A 26,991-nucleotide genomic window follows, 5' to 3' on the forward strand; every position below is an offset into this window, starting at 1 on the left:
ATTAGTCAATTTTTCGATATAAAAGCCAAAGGTTCACATACCGTTTAAACACTGAAAAAGCGCTTACATAAGCGAGGATAAAGCCTTCCTTTCCGTCCAAAATTCCCAATCGGAAAATAAACTGGTTCCAAAATCTGTAAAACGGTCGGAACAGGAAATGATAATAATTGGGTCGCTTTCCTTTTTTATAAAGCATTTTAGCCTGTAGCGCACTGTATTGGTGCATTTTGGCGGTATAATCGTCAAAGGATTTGTAGGTGTGGTGCGGTAGACTATTTTTTAAATTTTCGGTTTTACCGTCGGCTTCTAAAGTTTCATGGACTAAATTTGCGTTGTAACGACAGTGGTTTTTATTAAAGAAACGAATGATAAAATCGTTTTGCAAACCACTGTATTTAATGCGTTTCCCCATAAAATAGAAGTCGCGTTTAACAAAATAGGCAATGGCAGCGGGATTTTTAAATTTCGCTACAATTTCATTGGCGAGTTCGGGAGTTATTTCTTCATCTAAATCAAAAAATGTTACCCACTCATTTTTAGCTTTTGAAATGGCGAAGTTTTTCTGTGCCGAAAAATTGTCGAACACCCGTTGGTAAACCGTTACTTTTTTGTGCGCGGAAGCCAAAGCTACCGTTTTATCGCTGCTAAAGGAATCTACAATTATAATTTCATCCGCAAACCAAAGACTTTTTAAATAGCCTTCAATATTGTGCGCCTCGTTGAGCGTAATGGCAATGGCAGAGATTTTTACAGGGTTTTCCAAAAACAACTTGTAGTTTGCGTAAAAGTAGTAATTTTAGACTTGAGACGGGAGATGTAAGCGGGGAGAAGTTTAAGTTAAAATGTTTTTTTTAGAATTTATAAAGTAGTCCATGGCAAAACTTCCTATTTTGATGTACCACCACGTTACTGCCGAAAAGGGGAATGGTTTGACCATTTCGGTAGTAAACCTTGAAAAGCAATTTAAATATCTAGCCGAAAACGCTTATAAAACCTATCATTTTAGCGAATTGCATAAGTTGAAAGCATTGCCAAAAGGCAAAAACATCGTTATTACTTTTGACGATGCATACGTAAGCCAAATGGAACTGGCGCTGCCGTTATTGAAGAAATACAAGTTAAAAGCTACATTTTTTGTGCCTTTGAATTTTTTGGGCAAAACCGATACTTGGAATACTTCTTCTTTGGAAATTATGACTTTGGAACAAGTAAAAAAGTTAGACCCTAAAATTGTGGAGCTTGGTTTTCATTCCTTTTATCACAAAAAATATACAGCGCTTTCCAATGCCGAAATTGAAGCCGATACCCGCCGTTGCGTAGAATTTGTTGCAGAGAACAAATTGAATTTTTCACCCGTTTTGGCATATCCCTACGGCAAATTTCCGAAGGAAAAAAAGTTAAATGAAATCTTTAAGAAGATGCTTTCCCAAATCGGCATTGAATATGGGCTACGCATCGGGAATAGAATTAACCCTTTCCCTTTTAAAAAACCCTATGAAATCCAGCGAATTGATGTAAAGGGCGAATTTTCAATGTTAAAGTTTCGGCAGAAAATTCGGTTTGGGAAGCTTTTTTAGTCCCCTTTCGGCCTCCCCAAGGGGAGAGGAAGGCAATGTTGTAATCTCCCCCTTTGGGGGTTAGGGGGACTGATTAACGCATCCCTTTTTGAAGCAGCATCAATTTTACGTAACGTTCAAAAACGCCATAAGCATTCACGGCAGCAACCGTCATTCCCGGAACGCCATCACGGAACCCGCCCTTTAAAATAAAGGAACGAAAAAACCGGTAGCTCGGTTTAAATAAAAGATGGAGCCACGTTGCTTTTTTACCTTTTTCAAACTGTTGCTGTGCTTGAAACCAAGCGTACGATTCTTTTTTTGAGATGTAATTCTCCAATCCTTTATAGGTAAAATGGAGCATTTTGTTTTTCAGCTTTCCGACGCTACCATTGCAAGTAAGTTTTTCGTGTACCGAGCCGGCATATTGCGCACCTTCACGTTTTACGAGCCGAAGCACGTCATCGCTGTGATGATAGAGAAAACGGTTCATATAAAAATGCGGAAAATTTATTTTGTAACCACCGTGCTTTGGATTTTGAAGGGTTGCTTTAATTTCAGTTTCCAAAGAATGTGTTACCCGTTCATCGGCATCCAAAAATAAAACCCAGTCGCCAGTAGCTTCTTTTAAAGCGAAATTTTTCTGATTTGAAAAATTATCAAACTTTCGCTGAAGAAACTTGGTGGCGTATTTCTTGGCAATTTCTGGAGTATTATCGGTGCTGAAGGAATCAATTACAATAATTTCATCGGCGAAAGCAACTGAAAACAGGGCGTCTTCAATATATGCTTCTTCGTTGAAAGTTGGGATGATAACTGAAAGTTTCGCCATTACAGCAAAATTAGTAAATAACTTTATCTTTGATGCTTAAAATTAAATTCGCTTTATGGCAAACACTTGCAGAATATGTGGCAATTCCGAAGAAAACAAAACTTTTACAGCAAAAGAAATGATGTACGGCCTGCGGGAAACTTTTGAATATTTTGAATGTTCCAATTGCGGTTGTTTGCAGATTAGTGAATTTCCAGCAGATATGGGTAAATATTATCCAGGGGATTATTACAGTTTCGACACCTATGACGGTAAGAAATTTGAAGGAGCAAAAGGCGCCATAAAAAAGAAGCAGTACGAATATGCTGCGATAGGTGGAACCGTCTATAAAAATACTTTGGCCCATTTAATTGGAAAAAAGGAATATGAAATTTTTAACGACCTCGATGTAACAAAAATAACTCGTATTCTTGATGTGGGTTGTGGAAATGGCCGCAATTTTGTGTATCCGCTGGCGGAAGTCGGGTTCAAAAACGTAATGGGATGCGACCCGTATTTAAAGGAAACAATTCAATATGAAAACGGGCTTACCATAAAGAAAAGCAGTGTGTTTGATATGGATGGCACATTTGATATAATAACATATCATCACGCCTTTGAACATCTGCCCGACCCATTGGAGAACCTTCAGAAAGTACACGAACTACTTGCTCCCGGCGGCGTTTGCATTATTCGTATTCCAACGGTTTCTTCCTTTGCCTGGAAGCATTATGGCGTTAATTGGGTTCAGTTGGATGCGCCCCGGCACTTTTTTCTTCATTCCCAAAAAAGCATGCAGCTACTGGCAAACAAGTCTAATTTTGATTTGTATAAAGTTGAATACGATTCTACCCACTTCCAGTTTACGGGAAGCGAAAAATATATAAAGGATATTCCGCTTTCGGCGCCAAAGGCAAAAGGTTTTTCGGCTTCGCTTCAGCGTAAAGTTCAAAATTATCAATACGGTCAAAAGGCCAAACAACTCAACAAAGAAAAAAGTGGCGATCAGGCGGCTTTTTATTTACGCAAGAAATAACTTTATCTTTGCCAAACTATGACTGTAATTGATACTTCGGTAATTATCAGTACCTACAATTCCTGCGAATGGCTGGAAAAAGTACTCTATGGGTATAACAATCAGACATACAGACAGTTTGAGGTTGTAATTGCAGATGATGGCTCTAACGACGAGACGCGGCAGCTATTAAAAAGGTTGGAGGCCGAAATGTTTTACCCCATAATTCACGTTTGGCATGAAGACAAAGGTTTTCAAAAATCACAGATTCTCAATAAGGCAATTCAGCAATGCAATACCGAATATATTATTATGAGCGATGGCGACTGTATTCCGCGAAAGGATTTTGTGGAGCAGCACGTAAAATATCGCGAGGAAGGCTATTTTTTATCGGGCGGGTATTTTATGCTACCCTTGGGTATTTCTAAAGATATTACCAAAGATGATATTTATTCTGAAAAATGTTTTGACGTTTCCTGGCTTAAAAAGCACGGCTTACAATCTTCATTTAAAAATAACAAGCTGTATTCTGGACCATTTAAAGCATTTCTTCTCAACAGATTTACGCCCACAAACGCCAGTTGGAACGGACACAATGCTTCGGGTTGGAAAAAGGATATCATTGCCGTAAACGGTTTTGATGAGCGCATGCAATACGGCGGGCAGGACCGTGAGCTTGGCGAGCGATTGATGAATTCTGGAATTAAAAGTAAACAGATTCGCTATAACGCAGTGGTGCTTCATTTAGATCATCCGCGGGGCTATAAAAACGAAGATTCCATCAATAAAAATTTGGCGATCCGTAAACAAACGCGCGATAAAAAAAAGCAATGGACACCCTTCGGAATTGTAAAGGACGACAATATAGCTCCTTTTGTTTCGGTAATTGTAAGTACCTACAATCAGCCGGAATGGCTTAAAAAAGCGCTTTGGGGATTTGAACAACAACTGGAAAAGAATTTTGAAATAATAATTGCCGACGATGGTTCTACGGAAGAAACCAAGCATTTGATAGATTCTTTTATTGCGAATTCGTCATTGCAAATAAAACATGTGTGGCAAGAGGACCACGGTTTCCAAAAAACGAAAATTTTAAATAAAGCCATAAAAGTGGCTAAGGGCGAATATTTAATTTTTACCGATGGCGACTGTATTCCGAGAAACGATTTGGTTTCAACCCACTTGGGATTGAGCCGTCCGGGTTGTTTTCTTTCCGCAGGATATTTTAAATTATCGATGAAAATTTCAAAACAAATTACTCGGGAAGATATTGAAACCCAACGCTGCTTTAATGCGAAATGGCTCTTAAAACACGGCCTAAAGAAAACCTTTAAAATAAACAAACTGACTTCCTACGGCCTAAAGGAAGATATTTTAAACACTTTTACCCCTACCAGCGCTACTTGGGATGGCAATAATGCCTCGGGTTGGAAAAAGGATGTACTTGCCGTTAATGGCTTTGACGAGCGGATGCAATACGGTGGTGAAGATCGCGAAATGGGCGAGCGTTTAATGAATTACGGTATAAAACCACTACAAATTAGGTATAGTACCGTTACCCTGCATCTGGACCATGAACGCGGTTATGTGCGAAAGGAAATGTTTATTAAAAACAAAGCCATCCGGAGAGTGACAAAAAAGGAGAAGCGGGTTTGGACAAATTACGGTATTGTGTCCACCGAAAAGGAAACTGACGCCGCCAATTGATATTTCATTTCTTTTTATAAACGCCAATTTTCCAATACCGGAGTTCTTCATCGGTAGTTACTGTAGTAAAATCGAGTTCTTTCAACCTTTTATCTTCCTTAAAATATTCCCAGCAGCCGTGACCTTCCCGATAAATGGAGGTTATAATAATTCCGTCTTTTGTGAGGCTCTTCAACATTCTATCTAAAACATTTTGCTTCTCCGTTTCGTGGATATAGTAAAAAGCTTCGTTAAAAACGATTACATCAAAATCTTGTTGCGGTTGGAATTTTACGGCATCGGCAGCAAGAAATTCAGCTTTTGGCAATTTCTTTTTGGAAGCTATTTTTATGGATTCTTTTGAAAAATCCAATCCCAAAAAGTAAGAACACGCTTCTGGAGCCATCCGTTCGGTGAGCAAACCATCGCCGCAACCAATATCTAAAATACTGGGATTTTCAGGTGAAAAACGATTGATAAATTCAATGATCTTATGGTAGCGACTGGCTTCTTTTTCGCTCCGCAAGCTTTCCCAGCGTCCTTTTTTATATTGGCGGTTCCACCGTTGTTTGCGTCTCCAATTATGAAATTTGTCGAGTAAATTCATCTATGGGTTTTTTGGAGGTGATGTGCCAAAAATGGCTTTAGCTTTTCAAAAATCATTTCGGGGGTCAATTGTTTGTAGAGCGAATGCGGGTCTTGCTCAATGCGTCTTCGCTCTTCTAATGTAAAACTGCTGAAGAGATTGGGTTTTTCTTCCAGTAAATGTATGGAATCGTGCTGGTCGCCATCTTCAAAACTACACCAATGTTCCTTGTTTACATAAGGCGAATAAATGGTAAATGTGGGCTTTTTAAGCGCTTTTGTAATATGTACACTGCCACCTTCGTTGGAAACCAAAAGGTCGCATTGGTTCATCAGTTTTATAAATCCGCGGATTGAATCTTCGTAAATATCAAGATTTATTTGGTCTTTATTTTGGCACATTTCGTAAACCTTTAACGCTTCTTCTTTTTGGTGCGGTGCATAGTTAAAAAGAATCGTGGCTTTGTAATGCGCGGTAATAAAATCTATTATTTCAACCATATAATCGTACGGCATTGATTTTTGCGGCGTGCTGCCCAAAATGCCCAACATTATTATTGGTTTTTGAAGGGAATGGACTTTGGAGTATTTTGTTTCTTCTTCAGTTAAGAATATTTTTGGGGCGTATTCGGGTGCTTTTAAATCGAAAACCGAAGCAATCATATTAATTCGGTCTTCAATTGCCTTGCCACAATTTTTGGAACGATGATCCAAAAAGCTAATGGGGTGGGTGTAAAAAGGAAGTTTTAATTCCTTGTGTGCCCGTTTTAAGCCAATGCGGTATTCGGCGCCAGAAAACAAACAGATCATCCTACTTTGGAATTTTGAATACGGATCAAAAATAATATCGTATTTCTCCTTTTTAATTTTTGCAATGGTCTGTAACAGTTTCGGGAATTTTTTAAGTTCCTTTTCCTTTACTGAAATTACGCGGTCTATATTTGGGTTTTGCTCCAATACGCCTGTGGTATAATCATACACAAAATAAGTTACTTCACTTTGTGGGAAGACTTTTTTTATATTGTTGGCAATGACGGAGCTAATTAGAACATCGCCAATTCTTTTGTTTTGTATAACGAGAATTTTCTTCATATAGATTACCTTCGCAAAATACCTTTTTTGGTTTTATCTTCTTTAAAAATGCAGGAAAATTTTGTTATTCACCCAGATTATTCGCAAATGGCTACAAAGCTACGCCATGTGCTTAACAATTTTTCCAAAAAAGGGGAATACGTAACCAAAGGGGAGCGCAATGTTATAAAAACGGTGGTTGTTGAAGGTAATTCATTAAATATAAAAAAGTTTAAAACGCCGAATGTCTTTCAATCCCAAGTTTATCAATATTTGCGAAAAAGTAAGGCGAAACGCTCCTATGAATACGCCCTAAAACTGATTGGCTTTGGAATAAAAACACCTTTTCCCGTCGCTTATTTTGAACGTTTTTCTGGCGGGCTAAAAGAGAGTTTTTATGTAAGCGAACAGGTTAATTACGATTTTGATTTTCGTGAACTTATCCACAATCCGCAATTTAAAAAGCGTAAAGAAATTTTAAATCAGTTTACACAATTCACTTTTAAGCTCCATGAAAACGGCGTTAATTTTTTGGATCATTCGCCAGGAAATACGCTGATAATGGACAACGGAAACGACAATTACGAATTTTATTTAATTGATTTAAACCGGATGCGTTTTGAGGAAATGACTTTTGAAAAGCGTATGCACAATTTCCGCAGGTTGTGGCTTTCAAAAACAATGGTAAAAATAATGGCTGCGGAATATGCCAAACTTTACGGCAAGACTTACTCAGAAACACACCAATTAATGTTGAAGCACAGCAGGGCATTCCAGAAAAAAATAAACAGTAAAAAACTGCGAAGGCGCAAGCGATAATTTATTGTTACACTTGATTAAATGTTTGAAGCCTTTTACTATTTCAAATTTAAATTACTTACACCCATACTTCCCTCATTCAAACCTCCCGTTCGCTCATTGCTTATTTTATAATGCCTTCTCGCGTGGTAGTTTTACTTCAAGTTTAACACTAAAACCACATAGTATGAAAGCATTATTCACATTTTTAGCAATAGCATTGTTGGGATTCCAACTGCATGCACAGAACGTTGCCATAAGCGGCACAGTAACCGATGACGGCGGACTGCCACTGCCGGGAGCAAACGTTATAATTAGGGGCAACAGCACCGGCACACAAACAGATTTTGATGGGCGTTATTCCATTGAAGCGCAACTAGGACAAACACTGGTTTATTCGTACGTAGGTTTTGAAACCCAAGAAGTGCGAGTAGGAACAAACAAAATTATAGATGTTTCATTGCTGCCCAGTGCTAGTTTAAGTGAAGTTGTTGTTACGGCATATTCTGTAAATAATGATGCCATACGAAATGCAAAAGGGTATGGAATTCGAAGAAATAGGAGCCGTACTGCAAATTTGGAGAGTAAATTGCAGGGCAAAGCAGCAGGAGTTAAAGTAACAAATAGTAATGTAGGAGCGTCACCCACTTTTGTTATTCGTGGAACATCTTCCAATATTTCAAACCCCGTTTCCGAAAACGAATCTTATAGCCGCATAGAGGAAAATATCTTTAAAAGTGTTACCACCGCACCGCTTTCAACCTTTTCAATTGATGTAGACAAAGCGGGTTATAGCAATATTCGCCGTATGCTCAACAACGGGCAAAAAGTACCTGAGGACGCCGTAAAGATTGAAGAAATGGTAAACTACTTTGCATATAATTACCCACAACCCAGCGGAAAGGATCCTTTCTCAATAACGGCAGATATGGTTAATTCGCCATGGAATGCAGATGCCAAATTGGTGCGGATTGGTTTAAAAGGAAAGGATATTTCCTTGGAAAATGTGCCGCCCTCAAACTTGGTATTCCTATTAGACGTCTCCGGATCTATGGATTCGCCCAACAAATTACCATTGCTAAAAGCTGCCCTAAATGTACTGGTGGACCGGTTGCGTGAAAAAGACAAAGTCGCCATTGTGGTTTATGCAGGGGCGGCGGGATTGGTGCTGCCTCCAACTTCCGGTGCGGAAAAGCAGCTAATAAGAAATGCTATTGAAAACTTAAGAGCTGGCGGTTCTACTGCTGGCGGAGCTGGCATTGAGTTGGCATATAAAATTGCCACTGAAAATTTCAGCAAAGATGGAAATAACCGAGTTATACTTGCTACCGATGGCGATTTTAACGTGGGTAAATCCAGCGACCGTTCCATGGAAAACTTAATAGAAGAAAAGCGCAAAAGCGGTGTATTCCTAACCTGTTTAGGTTTTGGAATGGGGAATTACAAAGACAGCAAATTGGAGACCTTAGCCGATAAAGGCAACGGAAACCACGCTTATATTGATACTATGCAAGAAGCTCAGAAAGTGCTGGGTACAGAGTTTTTTGGAACGCTTTACACCATTGCGAAAGATGTAAAAATTCAAGTAGAATTCAATCCTGCAAAAGTGCAAGCCTACCGATTAATTGGCTACGAAAACCGATTGCTGAACGATGAAGATTTTAAAGACGACACCAAAGATGCTGGCGAATTGGGTAGCGGCCACACCGTAACGGCTTTATATGAAATAATCCCGGTTGGAATAAATAGTAAGTATTTGAAAGATATCGATAATTTGAAATACACGAAACAGGTTACAGAAAATTACACAGACGAAATGCTCACAGTAAAATTTCGCTATAAGGAACCCGATGGCGATGTGAGTAAACTCATTGTAAAAACGGTGAAAGATGAAAATAGCACTATAGAAAATGCTTCAGAAGATTTAAAGTTTTCGGCAGCAGTGGCACTTTTCGGGATGCAGCTTCGCAATTCGGAGTTTATTGACACCAAAAAGAAAGCAGACGTAATTGCTTTGGCCGAAGCGGGCAAGGGAACCGACAAAGACGGCTACCGAGCCGAGTTTATCCGCTTGGTGAAAAGTAGTAAATAATCCTGAACGCAAATCTTGATTGGTGGTTTGGTTTTTTTGAAGAAGGGGGCGCGAAAGCGCTCTTTTTACTTTACCCAAATTTATTTTCGTAATGGGATAGGTTTTTTCGTGTATTATAGCGGTTACCCATATGCTGTCCCTAGCGGGACAAGTTTTTGTTTTTTGATTTAGACGCTTTTACCCATATTTTGTCCCTAACGGGACAGGCTTTCTCGCGTTAGTTGTTTACCCGCATTTTCTGCTGACGAGATGAATTGTTTTAATAAATTATTATTCCATACCCAGCCTGTGGATCGTTAACGGTTCAGGATTCGTTATTTTCTGACACCTTAAATGTGCTATTTAATGTCCCGTTAGGGACGATATATAGGTAGAAATTGGAGGGAAAATGTTTTTCTGTGCCGTTAGGCAGCGTATTGTAACGATCATGAATTATTTTAAAAATTATTATTCCATACCCAGCCTGTGGATCGTTAACGGTTCGAGATTCGCTATTTTCTGACACCATAAATGTCTATCTATTGTGCTATTTAATGTCTCGTTAGGGACAATATATCGGTAGAAATTGGAGGGAAAATGTTTTCTGTGCCGTTAGGCAGCGTATTTTAACGATCATGAATTATTTTAAAAATTATTATTCCATACCCAGCCTGTGGATCGTTAACGGTTCAGGATTCGTTATTTTCTGACACCTTAAATGTGCTATTTAATGTCCCGTTAGGGACAATATATCGGTAGAAATTGGAGGGAAAATGTTTTCTGTGCCGTTAGGCAGCGTATTGTAACGATTATGAATTATTTTAAAAATTATTATTCCATACCCAGCCTGTGGATCGTTAACGGTTCAGGATTCGTTATTTTCTGACACCTTAAATGTGCTATTTAATGTCCCGTTAGGGACGATATATAGGTAGAAATTGTAAGGAAAATGTTTTTCTGTGCCGTTAGGTACAGCATATATTATGTTATTGATTTCAAAATATAACGTTCATCGTAATCGATTCCTGATTCTTTTAATATTTCCAAATATTCCTCACCGAATGTTTTTGACTTATGATGCTCCTCTTGATTTGCAATATATTTAATGACCTTTGGAACATGTGATCTTGAATATGAAAATGCACCATAACCCTCTTGCCAGGAAAATTTTCCGTTTACAAATCCTTTATTGTTTATCCATTTTGAGGAATCTTGTTTTAATTTTTTCATCAAATCAGAAATCGACTGCGTGGGGCGCATTCCAAAAAGGATGTGGATGTGGTCTGGCATTCCATTTATCTGTAAAACCTTATGGTTGTAACTTTGAACTATCCCTGTGATATACTTGTATAACTCATCTTTCCACTGCGGTTTTATCAGGCTCTGTCTGTTCTGTACTGCAAAAATTACCTGAATGTGAATTTGTGTATAAGTATTTGCCATTTTACTGATGTTTTCTCCCTAAAAGGAAAGGTTCTTTAGTTTGTTGTGTTGGTTACACATATGTTGTCCCTAACGGGACAAGTTTTTGGTTTTTGATTTGGACGCTTTTACCCATATTTTGTCCCTAACGGGACAGGCTTTCTCGCGTTATTTGTTTACCCGTATTTTCTGCTGACGAGATGAATTATTTTAAAAATTATTATTCCATACCCAGCCTGTGGATCGTTAACGGTTCAGGATTCGTTATTTTCTGACACCTTAAATGTGCTATTTAATGTCCCGTTAGGGACAATATATCGGTAGAAATTGGAGGGAAAATGTTTTCTGTGCCGTTAGGCAGCGTATTGTAACGATCATGAATTATTTTAAAAATTATTATTCCATACCCAGCCTGTGGATCGTTAACGGTTCAGGATTCGTTATTTTCTGACACCTTAAATGTGCTATTTAATGTCCCGTTAGGGACGATATATAGGTAGAAATTGTAAGGAAAATGTTTTTCTGTGCCGTTAGGTACAGCATATATTATGTTATTGATTTCAAAATATAACGTTCATCGTAATCGATTCCTGATTCTTTTAATATTTCCAAATATTCCTCACCGAATGTTTTTGATTTATGATGCTCCTCTTGATTTGCAATATATTTAATGACCTTTGGAACATGTGATCTTGAATATGAAAATGCACCATAACCCTCTTGCCAGGAAAATTTTCCGTTTACAAATCCTCTATTGTTTATCCATTTTGAGGAATCTTGTTTTAATTTTTTCATCAAATCAGAAATCGACTGCGTGGGGCGCATTCCAAAAAGGATGTGGATGTGGTCTGGCATTCCATTTATCTGTAAAACCTTATGGTTGTAACTTTGAACTATCCCTGTGATATACTTGTATAACTCATCTTTCCACTGCGGTTTTATCAGGCTCTGTCTGTTCTGTACTGCAAAAATGACCTGAATGTGAATTTGTGTATAAGTATTTGCCATTTTACTGATGTTTTCTCCCTAAAAGGAAAGGTTCTTTAGTTTGTTGTGTTGGTTACACATATGTTGTCCCTAACGGGACAAGTTTTTGGTTTTTGATTTGGACGCTTTTACCCATATTTTGTCCCTAACGGGACAGGCTTTCTCGCGTTATTTGTTTACCCGTATTTTCTGCTGACACGATTAGTTTTTGATTTGGTTTTTTCTTTTACCGATATGGCGCCTCTAACGGGATAAGATATACTTTTGTTGGTTTGTCGATTTTATTCAAATATAGTCTTTACAAAACAGGTTTCACTTCTTTTCGAAATCATAATATGCCTATATTATGCTCTATTAGGGACAACATATGGGTAGCAAAAGGTACGAAAAGAGGTCTTATTGTGCGGTTAGGTATAACAAATGTTCACGATTAAAACACAATAAAATATAATTCTAAAAAATCAATAATTCACATAAACCCAACCAATAAATGGTTCTGGATATTTCGGGTCATTTAAAATTAGCACATAGTAATAAGTGCCTACGGGAACGACGCTTCCTGTGAACAATAATCCTTGTGTAGCTATGCCATCCCAAAAGCCATCGGCATTATGGGCTGTGTGAATTAAATTGCCATCACGGGAGTAAATATGCAATTCAAAGTTTTCGTAAATGTTCAGTAGATTACTTATTTCAAAAGTATCGTTTATACCATCGCCATTTGGTGAAAAGCCTTGCGGGATAAAGGGAGCGCAGTTTTCAGTTGTCAATAAAAAGGAGGATGTGGCAAAGCAGATTTCGTTTTCTAGACGAACATATATGGTCTGCGGATCTGTTTCATTTTCATATTCGGTTGGATTTGTAATGGGGTTTGCATTTTGCAGGGCATCTTCGGCGGTAGTGAAATATAGCACCACATCTTCCGGCCCCATTCTAATTAAATCATCCTGCTGGGTTAAGTCGAAAATTGCGGTGTCAAACCCTTTGTCGCATTTTAAAAGATTTGGTAAACTGGGAATGGGAGGGATGCTTTCAAAGGAAATAACTTGCGTAAAACTATTGTTGTCCTCCCGAAGTTCTTCAACAGTACCATTGCCATTGCCGTCATCATCAACTATCGCTGTAATTGTAAAAGTATTTGGCAAACCGTTGGGCAAGAGGAGTGCTACTTCGCCATTTTCGCTCCCGCCTATGGGAATACTCTGCCTTGTTTGTGAAAGTGCCAACAGCACGTTTTCAACATAAAATGCTATGGAAGTATTTGCAGGAAGTGGCCCTGTAGCTTGCAAATTATAAACTGTGAATGGTAATGGTAAAACCCTATTGCGACATGCTGAAACTTCTGAAATTACAATAGTAGCATCTGGGAGCGGGCAGGGGACAACTTCAACCGTAAAACTCGCCGTTAAAAAACAATCTGAGTTTGAAATACGAATGTAAATAGTCTGCGGATTTTCGGTATTTTGAAAGTTTTCGGGATTAGTAATTGGGTTTTCGTTGTTTTGTGCATCTACTTCCGAAAGGTGAAAACTCAGCTCGTACAAGGGATCTATTTCGGAAGTAGCTTCGTTTAAATTGAAATATTCTTCCCCTATAACATCACAGGTTTCTAAGTTGTGAAGGCCTGTAATAATTGGGTTTACTAGTAGATGAATAGGTGTTTGGTCTTCGTTGTTATCTTCGTTTATTTCGTGTACAATTCCGGTGCCGTTTCCAGTATCGTCTACTACAGCTTTCAGAATAAAATCTGCTTCAATATTGCTGGGAACTGTAAACGTAATCGTTCCACTTTCTTCCCCGTCAATAGGAATTATTGCTACGGTCGCAGTTTGCGCAACCAAGAATTCATTCGCATAAAAAGCAATAGGCGTTCCGGCGGGCAAGGCTTCAGTGCTGTTAAGATTATAAACCGTGTAATCTACACTAAGTTCCCGGTTGCCACATTCGGTGCCACCTATTATATTGTCTATTGAAATTGTTGCATCGGGCAGTTCGGTATTTAAAACGGTAATTATGTTGTTCACCATTACAAAATCCTGCCCGCTGGTAAGTTGAACTGTTGCCGAAGTATCGCCCGGATTTATATAATTTGAAATAGGGTACACATCAATATCCATATTGTAAAGCACATCGCTGCCAGTAAAACTATTGGTGCCGTTAAAGGCGTTATCTGCAGGGTTTAGCGGGGGATTGCTAAGAATGTTTCCATTTATACGAAGGGTTTCGTTCACGGCCAATTGGCTGTCGCCTTCCCAAGCAAGAAAGCCAATTTTTGCTCCCTGCGAATCTAAAACCATTAAATTATCCAGGGTAATTTCGAGCGTTTGGTTATTGCGAGAAACACTTTCCAACCCATCAAAAACATTTAGTTGGTTATTGGGAAGCGACGGGTCTTCATAAACCACCGTCACCGCCCAGCCGCCAAAATTTGTACCCGAGCCCGGCGGACTGCAATAGGCCGGAATTATGAAGGTAAGATCTAAATCGGCAAGGGTGTAATTGCCATTGCCGGTAGATTGAATTTGCTGCGTAACATCGGCAAAAGCCGAGAAATAGATATAATCATTACCGCCACTATTGTAAGTAACATTAAAAGTGCGTTCTGCAATAATTGGAACTTGATTGAAGGTAACATTGAAATCTCCCGGACCGGAACCCGCCCAATACAGATATGCAGCAACTACTTCTTGATTAGGTTGTAATTGAAAGTCTGCACTGCTGCTAGTAAGTATAAAACATTGTCCACCTTGGCCGTTTTCCTCCACATTTAAGGTATTTCCGAAAGCGGTATAGTCAAAACGTCCATTAAACTGTTGGTACAGCGAAATGTCCTGAGAGAAAACAACGGAGGAAAACAATAAAAAAAATATAAGAAGGTATCGTTTCAAAGAAAACAGAGTGATTGATTGTTCGCTAAATATAGACAAAAATTGACGCTCTATTGTTTATAAAAGATAGGTTTTTTATTAAACTAGTTCACTGTGCATCTCTATGTTGCCTCCGAACAACTCTGCGTTAGAGCTATTTCACACGGAGGTTCGCTAAGAGGCGCAGAGTTTCACAGCGGAAAAAATTAAATAGTATTTATTAATTTATAGCTTTGTTTTACAAATCTCTTTTCTTTAAAATGGCGTACGACCAATAAATAAAAAGAGAAGTCCAAACAAGAACTATCAAAACATTAAGCCAGGTTACCTGATAATCTTTTGTGAAATTTTCACCCAATTGGTTCGCGGCAGATTGAATGGCGCCCAAACGGCTCATCGGTTCTTTTATAAGATTCGCCATTGCATTTAGCGGAAAGAATTGTGCAACAGTATCGGCAATTTCCGTGTCCTTAAAAAATTGCCATTTCATTAAACCGTAACAAAGCCATTCCACAATTTGCCAAACAATTAAAAAACCAAGTGCAAAGGCGGAGCGTTTTACCAAAACTCCAAGGAAGAGACAGAAGGAGAAAAAGGCGACTAATTTTACAAAATAGGCTGCAATATATTCCAAATCGCTGAAAATGATTCCAATTTCGTTATAATCTGAAAAACTTAAACCCAAAATAAGCGATACCAAAAAAATAAATACGGTTGAAATACCAGCGAAAAGCAAGACAGTAAGAAATTTAGACAGTACAAATTCTTTCTTGCTAAGGCCGTCAATCAAGTTTTGTTTTAGCGTTCGGTAACTGTATTCGTTGCTCATCATGGAAACAATCACGATGGCTAAAAACAGTTTTAAAATTGCCGCCACATAGGTGTTAAAATGCCAGATATACGGAAAGTTGAATATGCCCTGATCGGCAACCCGAAAGTGAAAATCGCCAAAATTAAATTCTATGGAAGCAATAAGGGCAATAAAGGTTATAAGAATAAAATAGATAATGGAAATAACCTTTGCTGAACGGTTATAGCGCAGTTTTTGGAGTTCTATATTTAATAATCGTAGCATTGCGGTTAGTTTTGTTTGGTAAGTTCAAGAAATTGTTCTTCAAGGCTTTCCTTGCGTTTTACGAGGTGTGATAGTGTAATGCCTTTTTCAAAAAGTAATTTATTTACTTCCGAAGCATCCATTGGAGCGTTTAGGTAAGCGATTAGATAATCGCCTTCGCGTTTTACCGTGCCAAAGGCCGTGTTTCCTTCCAAAGCATTTTGCAACAATTGCATATTATTACTCTGCATGGTTAGAAATCCATGACTTGCAATCATTCCATCTACACTGCCCGAATACAAACTAACACCCTTTCTTAAAATCACTACATGTGTGCAGACTTTTTCTACTTCGTCCAATAGATGTGAAGCCAATAAAATAGTGGTTCCCTGTGAAGCAATTGTTTTTATGATTTCCCTAATTTGGTGAATCCCTTGCGGGTCAAGGCCATTTGTAGGTTCATCCAATATCAAAATTTCGGGATCGTTCAACAATGCCGAAGCGATTGCCAAACGTTGTTTCATCCCCAAGGAAAAAGTGCTAAACTTGCTGTCTTTCCGGTCTATTAACCCAACAAGTTCCAGTTTTTCGTTAATCTTTTTATCAGAAACTTCTTTTATTTTACAGACCAATTGCAGGTTTTGGACCGCAGTCATATACGGGTAAAAGTTGGGCCGTTCAATAATGGCGCCTACTTTTTTTAATGCGTTGTGCGTATCGATGGTGCCATCAAACCATTTATAGTCGCCAGCGGTTTTGTTTACCACGTTCAGCACGATACCGAGAGTGGTACTTTTTCCACTGCCGTTTGGACCGAGGATGCCGTAAACATTACCTTTTTCAATAGAAAAGGAAAGGTTGTCCACAGCGGTAAGCGATCCAAATTTTTTGGTGAGATTGTTTATTGTGAGAATATTTTCCACGGAATTGTTTTTTGGATGGTTCTTGTTTGTATGACGAGTGGGGAATGTATTTGTTACAATTTCAACTGCAATTTAGAATTCTAAATTTAGAATTAAGTAACTTTGCACATCTTTTAAAAAACTTAGAAAAATGCAAGACGGAATCTACGTGAAAATAACTACCGAAAAAGGAGAAATCCTAATAAAACTTACTCACGACAAAACCCCGGGAACAGTTGGGAACTTTGTGGCCTTGGCAGAAGGAAACTTGGAAAATTCAGCAAAACCACAGGGAACACCGTATTACGATGGGTTAAAATTTCACCGTGTAATTCCAGATTTTATGATCCAAGGAGGCGATCCCAATGGAACGGGCTCTGGAGGGCCAGGTTACAATTTTGAGGATGAATTCCACCAAGACCTGCGCCACGATACGCCGGGTGTACTTTCTATGGCAAACGCTGGACCGGCAAGTAATGGGAGCCAATTTTTTATTACGCATGTAGCTACTCCTTGGTTAGATAACAAACACACGGTTTTTGGAAATGTTGTAGAAGGTCAGGATGTTGTTGATAGTGTTGCGCAGGGCGATACCATGCAAAAGGTTGAAATTATCCGTGTAGGCGAAGAAGCCAAAAACTGGAACGCCGTGGAAGCCTTTAGAAGTTTTACGGGTGAAAGGGAACAGCGAATTGCAAAGATGAAAGCAGCCCAAGAAGCAGAGCTGAAGAAAGTTTCTGAAGGTTTTGATAGAACCGATAGCGGCTTGCTATATAAAATAATCCAAAAAGGAAGCGGGAAAAAAGCCGAAAAGGGAAAAACTGTTTCCGTGCATTACAAAGGTGCTTTGACTGATGGAACTGAATTTGATTCGTCTTACAAAAGAAAACAACCAATCGATTTTCAATTGGGCGTTGGGCAGGTAATCTCCGGTTGGGATGAAGGCATCCAATTGTTACAGGTGGGCGATAAAGCACGTTTCGTAATCCCTTCGCATCTTGGTTATGGCGAACGTGGTGCCGGCGGGGTAATTCCTCCAAACGCTACCTTAATTTTTGATGTTGAATTAATGGACGTAAAATAGTGATTCGGGATTCGGGATTTGTAAATTCGAATCCCGATCCCCAATTAACGACTCCTGAATTTATTCCTTCCACTTAATATTACACCCCATACTTGGTTTTTGATCTTTTCGTTGTGGATTGTTGTTAAGAATATTATCCAGTGCTTCACGAAGGTCGCGACCGTTTACGGGAATACCATTCCCCGGGCGACTATTGTCTATCTGTCCCCTATATACAAGCGCTAATTCGTCATTAAAAAGATATAAATCCGGAGTGCAAGCAGCGTGGTAAGCCTTGGCTACTTCTTGGGTTTCGTCAAATAAGTACGGAAAGGAAAAGTTGTATTTTCGCGCAGTTCGCCACATTTCGGCGGGGGCATCTTGCGGATATTTAATAACGTCGTTACTGCTTATCGCTACAAATCCGAAACCAGTTACGCGATAATCATTACTTATGCGTACAAGTTCGTCCAGCACGTGCTTTACATAAGGGCAATGATTGCATATAAACATAACCACAGTGCCTTTTTCACCTTGAATATGTTTTAGTGAAACCGGCTTGTTGGTAACCGAATCAACTAGTGTGAAATCGGGTGCTTCAGTGCCTAAAGGAAGCATTTTAGATTCTGTTCTCGCCATTTTTTTCTTTTCGATATTAATTTCAAATCACGGAATAAAGTTACGTATTTTAAGCAGTACTTGCCGTATGAAATATCGGTTAGCTGCAATTGTACAAGTTTTAAAAAGTAATTCAAATTCTATTAAAGAAGTTATAAAAGTTTGTTGTTAAAGAATAACTCTACTAACTTTAAAATTTAAACTTAATACTATGAAAAATTCATATTCATCATTATCAGTAGCAATAGAAGATTTACAAAAAAACGGCTTTACCGAAGATTTTAATCTTGTGGGTGAAGGTATTGAATCTAAAAATCTGAAAAGGGAATGGAAGGCCGGAGAACTGGATGTTATAAAGTTTTATCGCTTTGAAGGAATGACGGATCCGGGAGATAACACCATTCTTTATTTAATAGAAACCCACGACGGGCAGAGAGGTTTGCTCGTAGATGTTTATGGTGCCGACCAAGGCGAAATTTCTCCAGAAATGATTAAAAAACTTTCCCTTCACCATGACGAATAACCTTAGTTGGGCCGATTTTGAAAAAGTAGAAATGCGGGTAGGAACCGTCATTGAGGTCAATGATTTTCCCGAAGCGCGAAATCCTTCGTTTCAACTTTTAATCGATTTTGGAAATGAATTGGGGCGGCGAAAAACATCGGCGCAGCTCACTTCGCTCTATTCAAAGGAAGAATTGATTGGCAAACAAGTAATTGCCGTAGTTAATTTTCCGAAGAAACAAATTGCCAATTTTATGAGCGAATGTCTGGTTCTCGGCGCCGTTGAAGGTAAGGACGTTACTTTGCTTCAGCCGGAAAAATTGGTAAAAAATGGTTTGCGAATTTTGTGATGCTTCAATTTTAAATAGCTTTTCCTTTTAAAATAACTTGATTTTGTAGGCTATCGCTCATAATTTTTCTTACAGCCGATTTGTAAATTGGACGATAAATTGGGTGATATTTTAAGCGCTTGCGTTGCGATAAACTTATGCTTTTAGTTTCTCCATTAAAATACATTCGGTTGTCTTTTAACTGCAACGTTTTAACGGGATCTAAACTTTTTTTGTTCACCACTATTTTGCGTTCAGATTCTAAAAACTGAATAGGCACCTTAAAAAGTTCGGAAATTTTTAATTGCTGATTCCGAATTGTGTTTTTTACTGCAGTTTGACAATAAATACTGTCTAACATAATACTACATTTATCCGATTCAGATTTATAGGTAAACAACAGGTTTTCGGTGGGGTTAATAAAATCAATTTTATCAGATTTGGTAATTGTGCCGAAATACACATACTCAAAATCTGACGCCATAATATATTTTTTGTAGAGCGTATCGTTAAAAATACCGCGATTTCTTTGAATGTACTTATCAGATTTAGAGGTTATGTAAATTATATCCTGTGGATTGGCACGCGAACGCAAAATATATAATTCTTCAATTATCTGGGTGGTATCAACGGCCTGCACATTGTTGGTAGTACAGGGCTCATCGCAAAGAAAGTAACGTTCATTTCCGTATGAATTTCTGTATTCGCACAATCTAAAAACATAAATATTGTATTCTGAAATAGCAATAGTTTCAGTTACCGGAATATTTTTCGAACTGCTGCAGGAATACGAAAAGCTAATTAAAATAGCTGTTAGTAATAGGTATTGAAGTAGCTTCATAATTATTCGGTTTTAAATAGTGAAGAAACTCCACCGGCAATACGCCAACCCCAATAATAATCGGGATGATATGGAAAATCTGAGTTAAAGTGTAAAAAATCCTGAAGGTCAAAAGCATTAAAATCGTACAGGGTTATGTATGCGCTATAGCCTTGGCGAAAGCTGGTGGCGTTGAGTTTCCATTGTTGTTGGTTAAAACCAAAAGCATCTCCATTATTATAGGGAATATGGTCTAATTGCAACTTGTCCGCAGTATCTACAGCATATTGCTGCCAACCGGTAAACTTATGAAAGCTGAGCTCTACCAAACCTATATATGCGGTTTCGTTAAAATGCGCCGAGAGTACAAGTCCGCCTGTATAAAACCGATCTTCCCGATCGCCAAAATAATCAAGTACGGGTCCGCCGTCATTGTAATACGAAATTTGCACGCGTCTGGCAATGTTTAGGTTAAAGAAACCCACCGTTTGCGAAGCTCTGTTTTTATCGGGATTCATTAACCAATTAGAACCAATTGAAAAGGAATAATCAAATGTGTTTTGTAAAGGATTGGCAACAAAATCTGAAAAATGATAGAGTGGTACAAACCTATATTCTAACTCTGATGTGGTCGTATTATTTGTAAATCCGGGGGTTACGGTTGCATTAGCAAAAAAATCGAAGAAGGTAGATCGGTAATAATCTTTGTTTAGATTGCTCCCTAAAATCCCTTTATTATAAAACAATACCCCAATATGTACGGCTGGTAAAACTCCAAAATTATTTTTTGCCAACGGTACGTAATTGGCAACGCCACCTGTAGCAGCTACTCTAAATTTTAATCCGTGTTTTACCTGATATTCTGCGGTAATATTTATACCAAAACCCAAACGTAGATCGTCAATGGGCTCCGTGACTTGCGCATTTCCGTTGAAACAGAAAACCATTAAAATAAGTATGGCAATACTTTTTATCATGGATTAAATATTTAAAAAGTGGGGAGCGCTGCATTAAGTAACTAATACGTAGATAAATATATGAATTTTGTTTTTAAACAATGTAGTAGCCCAATTTTATTATGAGCTTTTAAAGCTATTTGCAACCAATCTTAATTTTTAAACTATTTTCGCATATGCAGATGCGCTGCGCTACGCCATTTAAGTTGAAAAGAATTGGCAATTTAAAATAATAAAAAAGTAATTATGAAAAATACTATCATTATATTGAGCCTCGTGGCTATTGGTTTTGTTTCGTGTAAAAACAATACAACTGAAACTACTGCTCTCGATGAAAATAGATTTGAAAAACTTAAAAACTTGCAATGGATGTTAGGTACTTGGACTAAGGAAGTTGATACCATTTTTTCGCAAGAAACCTGGTCGCGCGAAAATGACAGTACTTTTACCGGCTATAGTTTTGTGGAACATGACGGGAAAGTTGTTTTTGCAGAAACCATGGCGCTGGAGTTGAAAGGAAACAATTTAGAATTAACAGTTGCTTCTGCCAAAACAAAGGAGAAAAAACCTGTTACTTTTAGAATGATAAATTCAGAAAAAGGACATTTCACCTTTGAAAATAAAAGCCACGATTTTCCACAGCGCATAATTTATACAAATCCTGCCAAAGACTCACTCCACGCTTGGATTGAAGGAACTGAAAACGGAGAACCTAAAAAAATCGATTTTTATTTTGCAAAACATTAAAAGTTTGGGATTATTTTTCTGAATAGTCCTTTATTTTTTCTACTGGCATTAGGGTTACATCGTATATTTTCCAATGAAATTCGTGAAGTTTTTTTAATCCCTCTTCAATGGCTTTCGGAATATCTGTGCCCGGATTCGCTATTATTTGCACATCGCCAAAATATACCTGTCCTTCCTCCCTAAACCGAACTTTTGCATCCAAAACCCAATCCCATGATTTAACGAAGTTTTCGGCTTTCACTACCAATTCATCGGGTTTTTCGTCTTTAATATGTAGCGGCTGTCTGTCCATTAAATCTTCCACGGCATCTTTTAAATTGGTATATCCATCCTTTAAAACTGAAAAAGAAATAACCAGCGCCGCGCTGGCATCTGCCCACCACCAACCCATACCAATACCCAAAATTCCGGCCATGGCCGCAAAACCGGTCATATAATCGGCCTTTTGTGTATTGGCGTCTGTATATAAAATTTTATTGTGAAGTTTTTTGGCCAATGGTAATTTTTTATAGCCTAAATACATTGCGGGTAGCGAACTATAAATCAATACTGCAATCATAATCCAACCCATCCAAATTTGCTTGCCAAAGAGCATTATTGTTCCAATGGTAGGATGTTCGGCCTTCATAAGGGTAATAGCCGAATCTACCATTAAAAAAAGACCCATTCCAAACAGGGCAACGCTTCCCGTTAAGAATGCAATGGTAAACACACGGTGGAAGCCAAATTGAAATTTTTTGTTGGGTTTTCTGTTATAAATGCACGATGCTATTAAAAATGAAATTGCCGGAATCATACTTAAAGCGTCTTCCAACCAAGCGGTTTTCATGGCTTGGGATGAACCCATAACCAAGTACATAAGCACAACTACGGTTGCCAAATACACCAGCGTAATCCATTCCAATCTTTTGGCTTTTTTTAGTTTCGGTTTTAAATCCTCGGGTAGTTCAAAGGCTTCTGTTCTCATGGCTTTTGATTTTTTTCGATGAATTCTTCAAGCTGAAAAAGTAATCGGTTTTCCCCGCGCGGAATAAACAATACATGTTTGCCATCATAGGGTTTGGTCATCCCTACCTTAGATTTCCAATTCGATTTCTTTTCAAATCCACCCAAAACTATATCTAATTCAAAGTTTTCCAGCTTTTTTACCAATGCTGTCTCATTTTCACTAATAAATTGCGTCTGCAGATTTTCCTTTTGGGCAAATCGCTCGATTAGATTTTTTTCGAATGAAATAGTAGTGGAATCAATTTTCGGAACAACTCCTATCCGCAGGGAAGATTTTTTTGCGTTTTCGAAAGAATTGTTCGGGTCTTTTGGGAAATTGCATGAGCTGCTAAAAAATACGAACATTAGCAATATACCCAATAGGGTAATTTCGCGCATAACATTTTCTTATAAAATTATAAAGAATGTTATAAGGGCAATTATAAATTTTTGCTAAAATGCAGATTAACAGAAACTGTATAACTTTTTACTGCAATTATGCCTCTGCATCTAAAGTGTCGGTAACAACATAATACCGTGGATCTTCAATGGAGTTTTCAATAATGGTATCAAATTCCGGATTCCATTTTAAAAGTAGCGCCTTGCAGTCTGGACTCAGATGTGTTAGCTTAATTTGTCTGCCGCTATCTAAATATTTATTGGCAATATTTCGCACTGCCTCCACACCCGAATGGTCGGAAATCTTTGATTCTATAAAATCAATTTCCACAGAATTTGGATCGTCAGACACATCAAACTTTGTGTTGAAAGCGGTAGTGGAACCAAAAAATAAAGGGCCCCAGATTTCGTAAACTTTTGTGCCATCGTCTTTAATTCGTTTGCGTGCGCGAATTCGCGTAGCGCTTTTCCAAGCAAAAACGAGAGCGCTCATAATTACACCTACAAATACGGCTATTGCCAAATCCTGCCAAACGGTTACAGCCGAAACGGTAATTAGAACAACTGCATCAGCAATTGGAATTTTGTGCAATATTCTAAAGCTGCTCCAAGCAAAGGTGCCAATTACCACCATAAACATTACGCCTACTAATGCCGCAATAGGTATTTTTTCAATGAGTGGTGCGCCAAAAAGCACAAAACATAAAAGCGCAATTGCCGCGGTAGCGCCCGATAGTCTGCCGCGTCCACCAGAGCTCACGTTGATAATTGATTGCCCAATCATGGCACAACCGCCCATCCCACCGAAAAGTCCGTTTAATATATTTGCGCCGCCTTGAGCAACACATTCACGATTGCCGCTACCGCGGGTTTCGGTCATTTCATCAATTAAATTTAGCGTCATTAACGATTCAATTAAACCAACGGCAGCCAATAGAAATGCCGTGGAAAGTATTAAATCCCAATGCCCACTTAGGGTATCAATAAACGTAAAAATCTGGGTTTGGAAAACAGGTAGGGATCCTTTTAGGCCACTTCCTCCACCATCGCGAATAAAGGAGCCTACGGTACTCACATCTAAATTTCCGAAAATGGTAATACAGGCTACCACAATTATTGCAATAAGGGCTGCGGGTAGTTTCTTGGTTAGTTTTGGTAGCCCGAACATAATTGCCATGGTAAGTCCGACCAAGGCTAACATTACCCATAAATCCATGCCAGAAAGCCATTGTGGAACCGTGCCGCGACTTTCTTTAAAAAGTCCTAATTGCGAAAGAAAAATAACAATGGCCAAGCCGTTTACAAAACCCATCATTACTGGATGCGGAATTAGCCGAACAAATTTTCCGAGCCTAAAAACACCTGCCATTATTTGAATGGCTCCCACAAAAAGAAGCGTTATAAACAACCATTGTAGTCCGAGATATTCTACTGGATCTGCCAGTGAAAGGCCTACTTCGTTTCCCTTTTGAATTAAATGGACCATGACCACAGCCATAGCGCCAGTAGCACCAGAAATCATTCCAGGGCGGCCGCCAAAAAGTGCGGTTACAAGCCCCATAATAAATGCGCCATAAAGCCCCACCAACGGGTCAATTCCGGCAACAAACGCAAAGGCAACCGCTTCTGGAACCAAAGCCAAGGCTACCGTTAATCCGGAGAGGATATCGTTTTTAGGGTTTTGGGTAAACGATAATAAGTATTTTGCGAGCATTTAGTTATTTTTTAATTAAAGGCGGCAAAGATATGATTTTGAAAATGAATGGGCTTAAAGTTAAAAATTAAGTTTGTTTATCTTCAGTTTTGGTTTTCACATTAAAACTAGGTGCTACATAATCCTTAGGCAAATAATCTGAAGGAATTGTGGTTGCGTTGCCATCGCGGGCTGCACGATAATGGGGTGAGAGTATTTCTATGCCGCGCTCATTACAAACATCCTGTATATTCTGATGCAAATCTGAGTAAATTGTAGCTTGTTTATTGGCTTCCCGAACGTAGGCATTAATTTGATATGCCACATAAAAATCTTCTAAACTAGTTTGTAAAACAAAGGGTTTGGGTTCTTTTAAAACTAAATCGGTGCGCAATGCAGCTTCAATTAAAACTTCGTACATATCTTTCCAAGGTACATCGTATCCTATAGTTACCGTAGTATGAATTATAAGCCCTTTAGCGGGAGCGTCACTGCTGTAATTAATGGTATGGCTATTCATTACCGTGGAATTTGGAATGGAAATAATTTCATTTTTAGCCGTACGTACACGTGTTACCAACGACGATTTTTCAATTACATCGCCTGTAACTTCGCCAATTTTAACGCGATCCCCAATAGTAAACAATCGCATATACGTTAATACCAAACCAGCAATAATATTAGAGAGTGATCCTGCTGAGCCGAAGGTAAATAGAAATCCTAAAAAGACCGAAACTCCCTTAAAAATTGGCGATTCGCTTCCCGGTAAGTACGGAAAGATAACGATAAACATAAAGGCAATTACCAAAATTCTGATTATTTGATAGGTGGGGGCGGCCCAATCTGCATAAAACCCATTAATTGTTAAATTGCCTTTGGCTATTTCATCTTTTAAAAAGCTAATTCCTTTTAGGGCATACCTAAACACGATAATAATTACTAGAATGGTAATTAGGTTTGGTAAGTAGTTCCAGAAAGACATTAGAATGTTTTTCAGTGGGTTCAGAATATAACCAAACAGGGTATCTGCAAAGTGTTCGGTCCACGGAAATAAACCAAATAGAATAGGTAATGCAATATAAACGGCAATAAGAATTACAAACCACTTTATTAATTTATTCGCCAAAAGCAGTGCGTTTACCTGTCTTTTGGCATCGAATAAAACGTAGTTTTTGATTTTTATACCTTGAATTTTTTGGTTTTCTTGCAGTTGAATTTTATGAGCGGTCCAATTAAAGGCTTTTGAAATATAGTAGATCAATAGAATAATTACCAGCAATACTAATAGCGCGAGCCCAATTTGTTTGGCCAGGGTTGCAAAGCTGGTTTGGTCCCTATATTCCAAAACGGCCGCGGTTATTTTTTCGCGGTACACTTCTGCAAGCTCAGTTTTGGAGGTGTCGTTCCAAAGCGCATCAGTTTCTGAAATGCTCATAATTATGTTTGAATCCCAGACAATATCTTTTACAGTTTCGGCGTCTTCAACCTTTAATGAGTTGGCTTTAAAGTCGTAATTGTTTACTAACTTCTTTATTCTTTCCGAAATAATATCGGCTCGTTCCTTCGGAGAAAAACTGCCCAATTTGGAATAGAGCACAAAGAGGGTATCGTTAAAAAAACCTATTACCGGAAACCCCTGCGTAGTATTTTTTAATGAATCTATTTTCGCCTTTTTGTTGGCTATGCGTGTTTTTTCTTTTAGCGTGAGGGCCGTAAGTTGTGCTTGTAGCTCTTCTTTCTTAAGGTTATCCGTAGTTTTTAACGCGTTAATCTGTGCCTCAAGATTACTTTTATTTATGGAGTCTTCTACCCGTTGTTTCTCAATTTCGGAAAGTCGTTTGTTGTAGTTTTCCAACAATGCGATATTAACGGAATCTTTTTTAACCGAAGCCGTGTCTTCCTGCGAATAACCTAGGGCTATGCTAAAGATTATTCCTAAAAAGGGTAAACATTTTTTGAACTGCTTCATACGCTTAAAATTTGGGCTAAAGTAATCAAAAAACCAAGCTGTTTACGCGCTTTTTACAAGTTTGAAAAATTTATAGGTTATTCT

Annotated in this window: 24 protein-coding genes and 2 pseudogenes; 10 read left to right on the forward strand and 16 right to left on the reverse strand. The window is 38.4% G+C overall.

Annotated features, from left to right (window positions below):
• Window position 1: 1 nt before the first annotated feature.
• Window positions 2–763: a glycosyltransferase family 2 protein gene (locus VZD24_RS10515; protein WP_279448778.1), complete on the reverse strand. Its 762-nt coding sequence runs from the start codon at window positions 761–763 to the stop codon at window positions 2–4.
• Window positions 764–872: 109 nt separating this feature from the next.
• Here VZD24_RS10515 and VZD24_RS10520 point away from each other — a divergent pair, with 109 nt between their 5' ends.
• Window positions 873–1,577: a polysaccharide deacetylase family protein gene (locus VZD24_RS10520; RefSeq protein WP_342687289.1), complete on the forward strand. Its 705-nt coding sequence runs from the start codon at window positions 873–875 to the stop codon at window positions 1,575–1,577.
• Between the two features lie 73 nt (window positions 1,578–1,650).
• Here the strand turns inward: VZD24_RS10520 and VZD24_RS10525 are convergent, their stop codons facing one another.
• Window positions 1,651–2,388, reverse strand: coding sequence for a glycosyltransferase family 2 protein (locus VZD24_RS10525; RefSeq protein WP_342687290.1), 738 nt, complete (start codon window positions 2,386–2,388; stop codon window positions 1,651–1,653).
• 55 nt (window positions 2,389–2,443) lie between these two features.
• Here VZD24_RS10525 and VZD24_RS10530 point away from each other — a divergent pair, with 55 nt between their 5' ends.
• The 3 genes and pseudogenes from VZD24_RS10530 to VZD24_RS10540 all read left to right on the forward strand — a co-directional run.
• Window positions 2,444–3,403, forward strand: a complete 960-nt coding sequence (locus VZD24_RS10530; protein ID WP_342687291.1) for a class I SAM-dependent methyltransferase — start codon at window positions 2,444–2,446, stop codon at window positions 3,401–3,403.
• Between the two features lie 18 nt (window positions 3,404–3,421).
• Window positions 3,422–4,237: pseudogene (locus tag VZD24_RS10535) on the forward strand (glycosyltransferase family 2 protein); the annotation flags it as partial.
• 36 nt (window positions 4,238–4,273) lie between these two features.
• Window positions 4,274–5,089: pseudogene (locus tag VZD24_RS10540) on the forward strand (glycosyltransferase family 2 protein); the annotation flags it as partial.
• Window positions 5,090–5,093: 4 nt separating this feature from the next.
• On the opposite strand, the gene VZD24_RS10545 reads toward VZD24_RS10540, so the two are convergent.
• A complete protein-coding gene (locus VZD24_RS10545; RefSeq protein ID WP_342687292.1) occupies window positions 5,094–5,675 on the reverse strand; it encodes a class I SAM-dependent methyltransferase in 582 nt (193 codons plus the stop codon).
• Window positions 5,672–6,745: a glycosyltransferase family 9 protein gene (locus VZD24_RS10550; RefSeq protein WP_279448773.1), complete on the reverse strand. Its 1,074-nt coding sequence runs from the start codon at window positions 6,743–6,745 to the stop codon at window positions 5,672–5,674. The genes VZD24_RS10545 and VZD24_RS10550 overlap by 4 nt, the downstream gene beginning before the upstream one ends.
• Window positions 6,746–6,793: 48 nt before the next feature.
• Here VZD24_RS10550 and VZD24_RS10555 point away from each other — a divergent pair, with 48 nt between their 5' ends.
• Entirely contained in the window at window positions 6,794–7,543 is a 750-nt protein-coding gene (locus tag VZD24_RS10555; RefSeq protein ID WP_342687293.1) for a lipopolysaccharide kinase InaA family protein, read from the forward strand.
• 166 nt (window positions 7,544–7,709) lie between these two features.
• Entirely contained in the window at window positions 7,710–9,614 is a 1,905-nt protein-coding gene (locus VZD24_RS10560) for a vWA domain-containing protein (protein WP_342687294.1), read from the forward strand.
• A gap of 960 nt (window positions 9,615–10,574) precedes the next feature.
• Here the strand turns inward: VZD24_RS10560 and tnpA (VZD24_RS10565) are convergent.
• The 5 genes from tnpA (VZD24_RS10565) to VZD24_RS10585 all read right to left on the reverse strand — a co-directional run bounded on the left by tnpA (VZD24_RS10565) (window position 10,575) and on the right by VZD24_RS10585 (window position 16,846).
• A complete protein-coding gene (tnpA, locus tag VZD24_RS10565) occupies window positions 10,575–11,036 on the reverse strand; it encodes an IS200/IS605 family transposase (protein WP_279448770.1) in 462 nt (153 codons plus the stop codon).
• A 525-nt stretch (window positions 11,037–11,561) separates the two neighbouring features.
• Window positions 11,562–12,023 (reverse strand): IS200/IS605 family transposase, encoded by a 462-nt coding sequence (tnpA, locus tag VZD24_RS10570; protein WP_342687295.1) that lies wholly within the window; start codon window positions 12,021–12,023, stop codon window positions 11,562–11,564.
• Between the two features lie 440 nt (window positions 12,024–12,463).
• Window positions 12,464–14,860 (reverse strand): FIDD domain-containing protein, encoded by a 2,397-nt coding sequence (locus tag VZD24_RS10575; protein WP_342688803.1) that lies wholly within the window; start codon window positions 14,858–14,860, stop codon window positions 12,464–12,466.
• 247 nt (window positions 14,861–15,107) lie between these two features.
• Complete coding sequence (locus VZD24_RS10580; protein WP_279448768.1) at window positions 15,108–15,944, reverse strand: ABC transporter permease; 837 nt, start codon at window positions 15,942–15,944, stop codon at window positions 15,108–15,110.
• Between the two features lie 5 nt (window positions 15,945–15,949).
• Complete coding sequence (locus VZD24_RS10585; RefSeq protein WP_279448766.1) at window positions 15,950–16,846, reverse strand: ABC transporter ATP-binding protein; 897 nt, start codon at window positions 16,844–16,846, stop codon at window positions 15,950–15,952.
• Between the two features lie 130 nt (window positions 16,847–16,976).
• On the opposite strand from VZD24_RS10585, the gene VZD24_RS10590 reads away from it, so the two are divergent.
• Window positions 16,977–17,909, forward strand: a complete 933-nt coding sequence (locus VZD24_RS10590; RefSeq protein WP_279448765.1) for a peptidylprolyl isomerase — start codon at window positions 16,977–16,979, stop codon at window positions 17,907–17,909.
• Window positions 17,910–17,969: 60 nt separating this feature from the next.
• Here the strand turns inward: VZD24_RS10590 and VZD24_RS10595 are convergent, their stop codons facing one another.
• Complete coding sequence (locus VZD24_RS10595) at window positions 17,970–18,527, reverse strand: thioredoxin family protein (RefSeq protein ID WP_279448764.1); 558 nt, start codon at window positions 18,525–18,527, stop codon at window positions 17,970–17,972.
• A gap of 190 nt (window positions 18,528–18,717) precedes the next feature.
• On the opposite strand from VZD24_RS10595, the gene VZD24_RS10600 reads away from it, so the two are divergent.
• Window positions 18,718–19,029, forward strand: coding sequence for a phosphoribosylpyrophosphate synthetase (locus VZD24_RS10600; protein WP_342687297.1), 312 nt, complete (start codon window positions 18,718–18,720; stop codon window positions 19,027–19,029).
• Entirely contained in the window at window positions 19,019–19,357 is a 339-nt protein-coding gene (locus tag VZD24_RS10605; protein WP_279448762.1) for a tRNA-binding protein, read from the forward strand. The genes VZD24_RS10600 and VZD24_RS10605 overlap by 11 nt, the downstream gene beginning before the upstream one ends.
• Before the next feature lie 10 nt (window positions 19,358–19,367).
• Here VZD24_RS10605 and VZD24_RS10610 read toward each other — a convergent pair whose 3' ends face one another.
• Window positions 19,368–20,177, reverse strand: coding sequence for a hypothetical protein (locus VZD24_RS10610; protein WP_342687298.1), 810 nt, complete (start codon window positions 20,175–20,177; stop codon window positions 19,368–19,370).
• A gap of 2 nt (window positions 20,178–20,179) precedes the next feature.
• Window positions 20,180–21,133 carry a hypothetical protein gene (locus tag VZD24_RS10615; RefSeq protein WP_342687299.1) on the reverse strand — a complete coding sequence of 318 codons (954 nt, stop codon included), beginning with the start codon at window positions 21,131–21,133 and terminating at the stop codon, window positions 20,180–20,182.
• 225 nt (window positions 21,134–21,358) lie between these two features.
• Between VZD24_RS10615 and VZD24_RS10620 the strand changes: the two genes are divergently transcribed.
• A complete protein-coding gene (locus VZD24_RS10620) occupies window positions 21,359–21,859 on the forward strand; it encodes a DUF6265 family protein (protein ID WP_342687300.1) in 501 nt (166 codons plus the stop codon).
• A gap of 10 nt (window positions 21,860–21,869) precedes the next feature.
• Here the strand turns inward: VZD24_RS10620 and VZD24_RS10625 are convergent, their stop codons facing one another.
• From VZD24_RS10625 to VZD24_RS10640, 4 genes are all read right to left on the reverse strand, one after another.
• Window positions 21,870–22,826: a cation diffusion facilitator family transporter gene (locus VZD24_RS10625; RefSeq protein WP_342687301.1), complete on the reverse strand. Its 957-nt coding sequence runs from the start codon at window positions 22,824–22,826 to the stop codon at window positions 21,870–21,872.
• Window positions 22,823–23,245: a transglycosylase SLT domain-containing protein gene (locus VZD24_RS10630; RefSeq protein ID WP_279448757.1), complete on the reverse strand. Its 423-nt coding sequence runs from the start codon at window positions 23,243–23,245 to the stop codon at window positions 22,823–22,825. Before VZD24_RS10630 ends, VZD24_RS10625 begins: the two co-directional genes overlap by 4 nt.
• Before the next feature lie 97 nt (window positions 23,246–23,342).
• Complete coding sequence (locus VZD24_RS10635) at window positions 23,343–24,959, reverse strand: SulP family inorganic anion transporter (protein ID WP_279448755.1); 1,617 nt, start codon at window positions 24,957–24,959, stop codon at window positions 23,343–23,345.
• 67 nt (window positions 24,960–25,026) lie between these two features.
• On the reverse strand, window positions 25,027–26,907 hold the full coding sequence (locus tag VZD24_RS10640) for a mechanosensitive ion channel family protein (protein ID WP_279448754.1): 1,881 nt from the start codon (window positions 26,905–26,907) through the stop codon (window positions 25,027–25,029).
• Window positions 26,908–26,991: the final 84 nt, after the last annotated feature.

The sequence above is a fragment of the Aequorivita flava genome (assembly GCF_038742595.1).
In the GTDB taxonomy this organism is placed as follows: domain Bacteria; phylum Bacteroidota; class Bacteroidia; order Flavobacteriales; family Flavobacteriaceae; genus Aequorivita; species Aequorivita marisscotiae.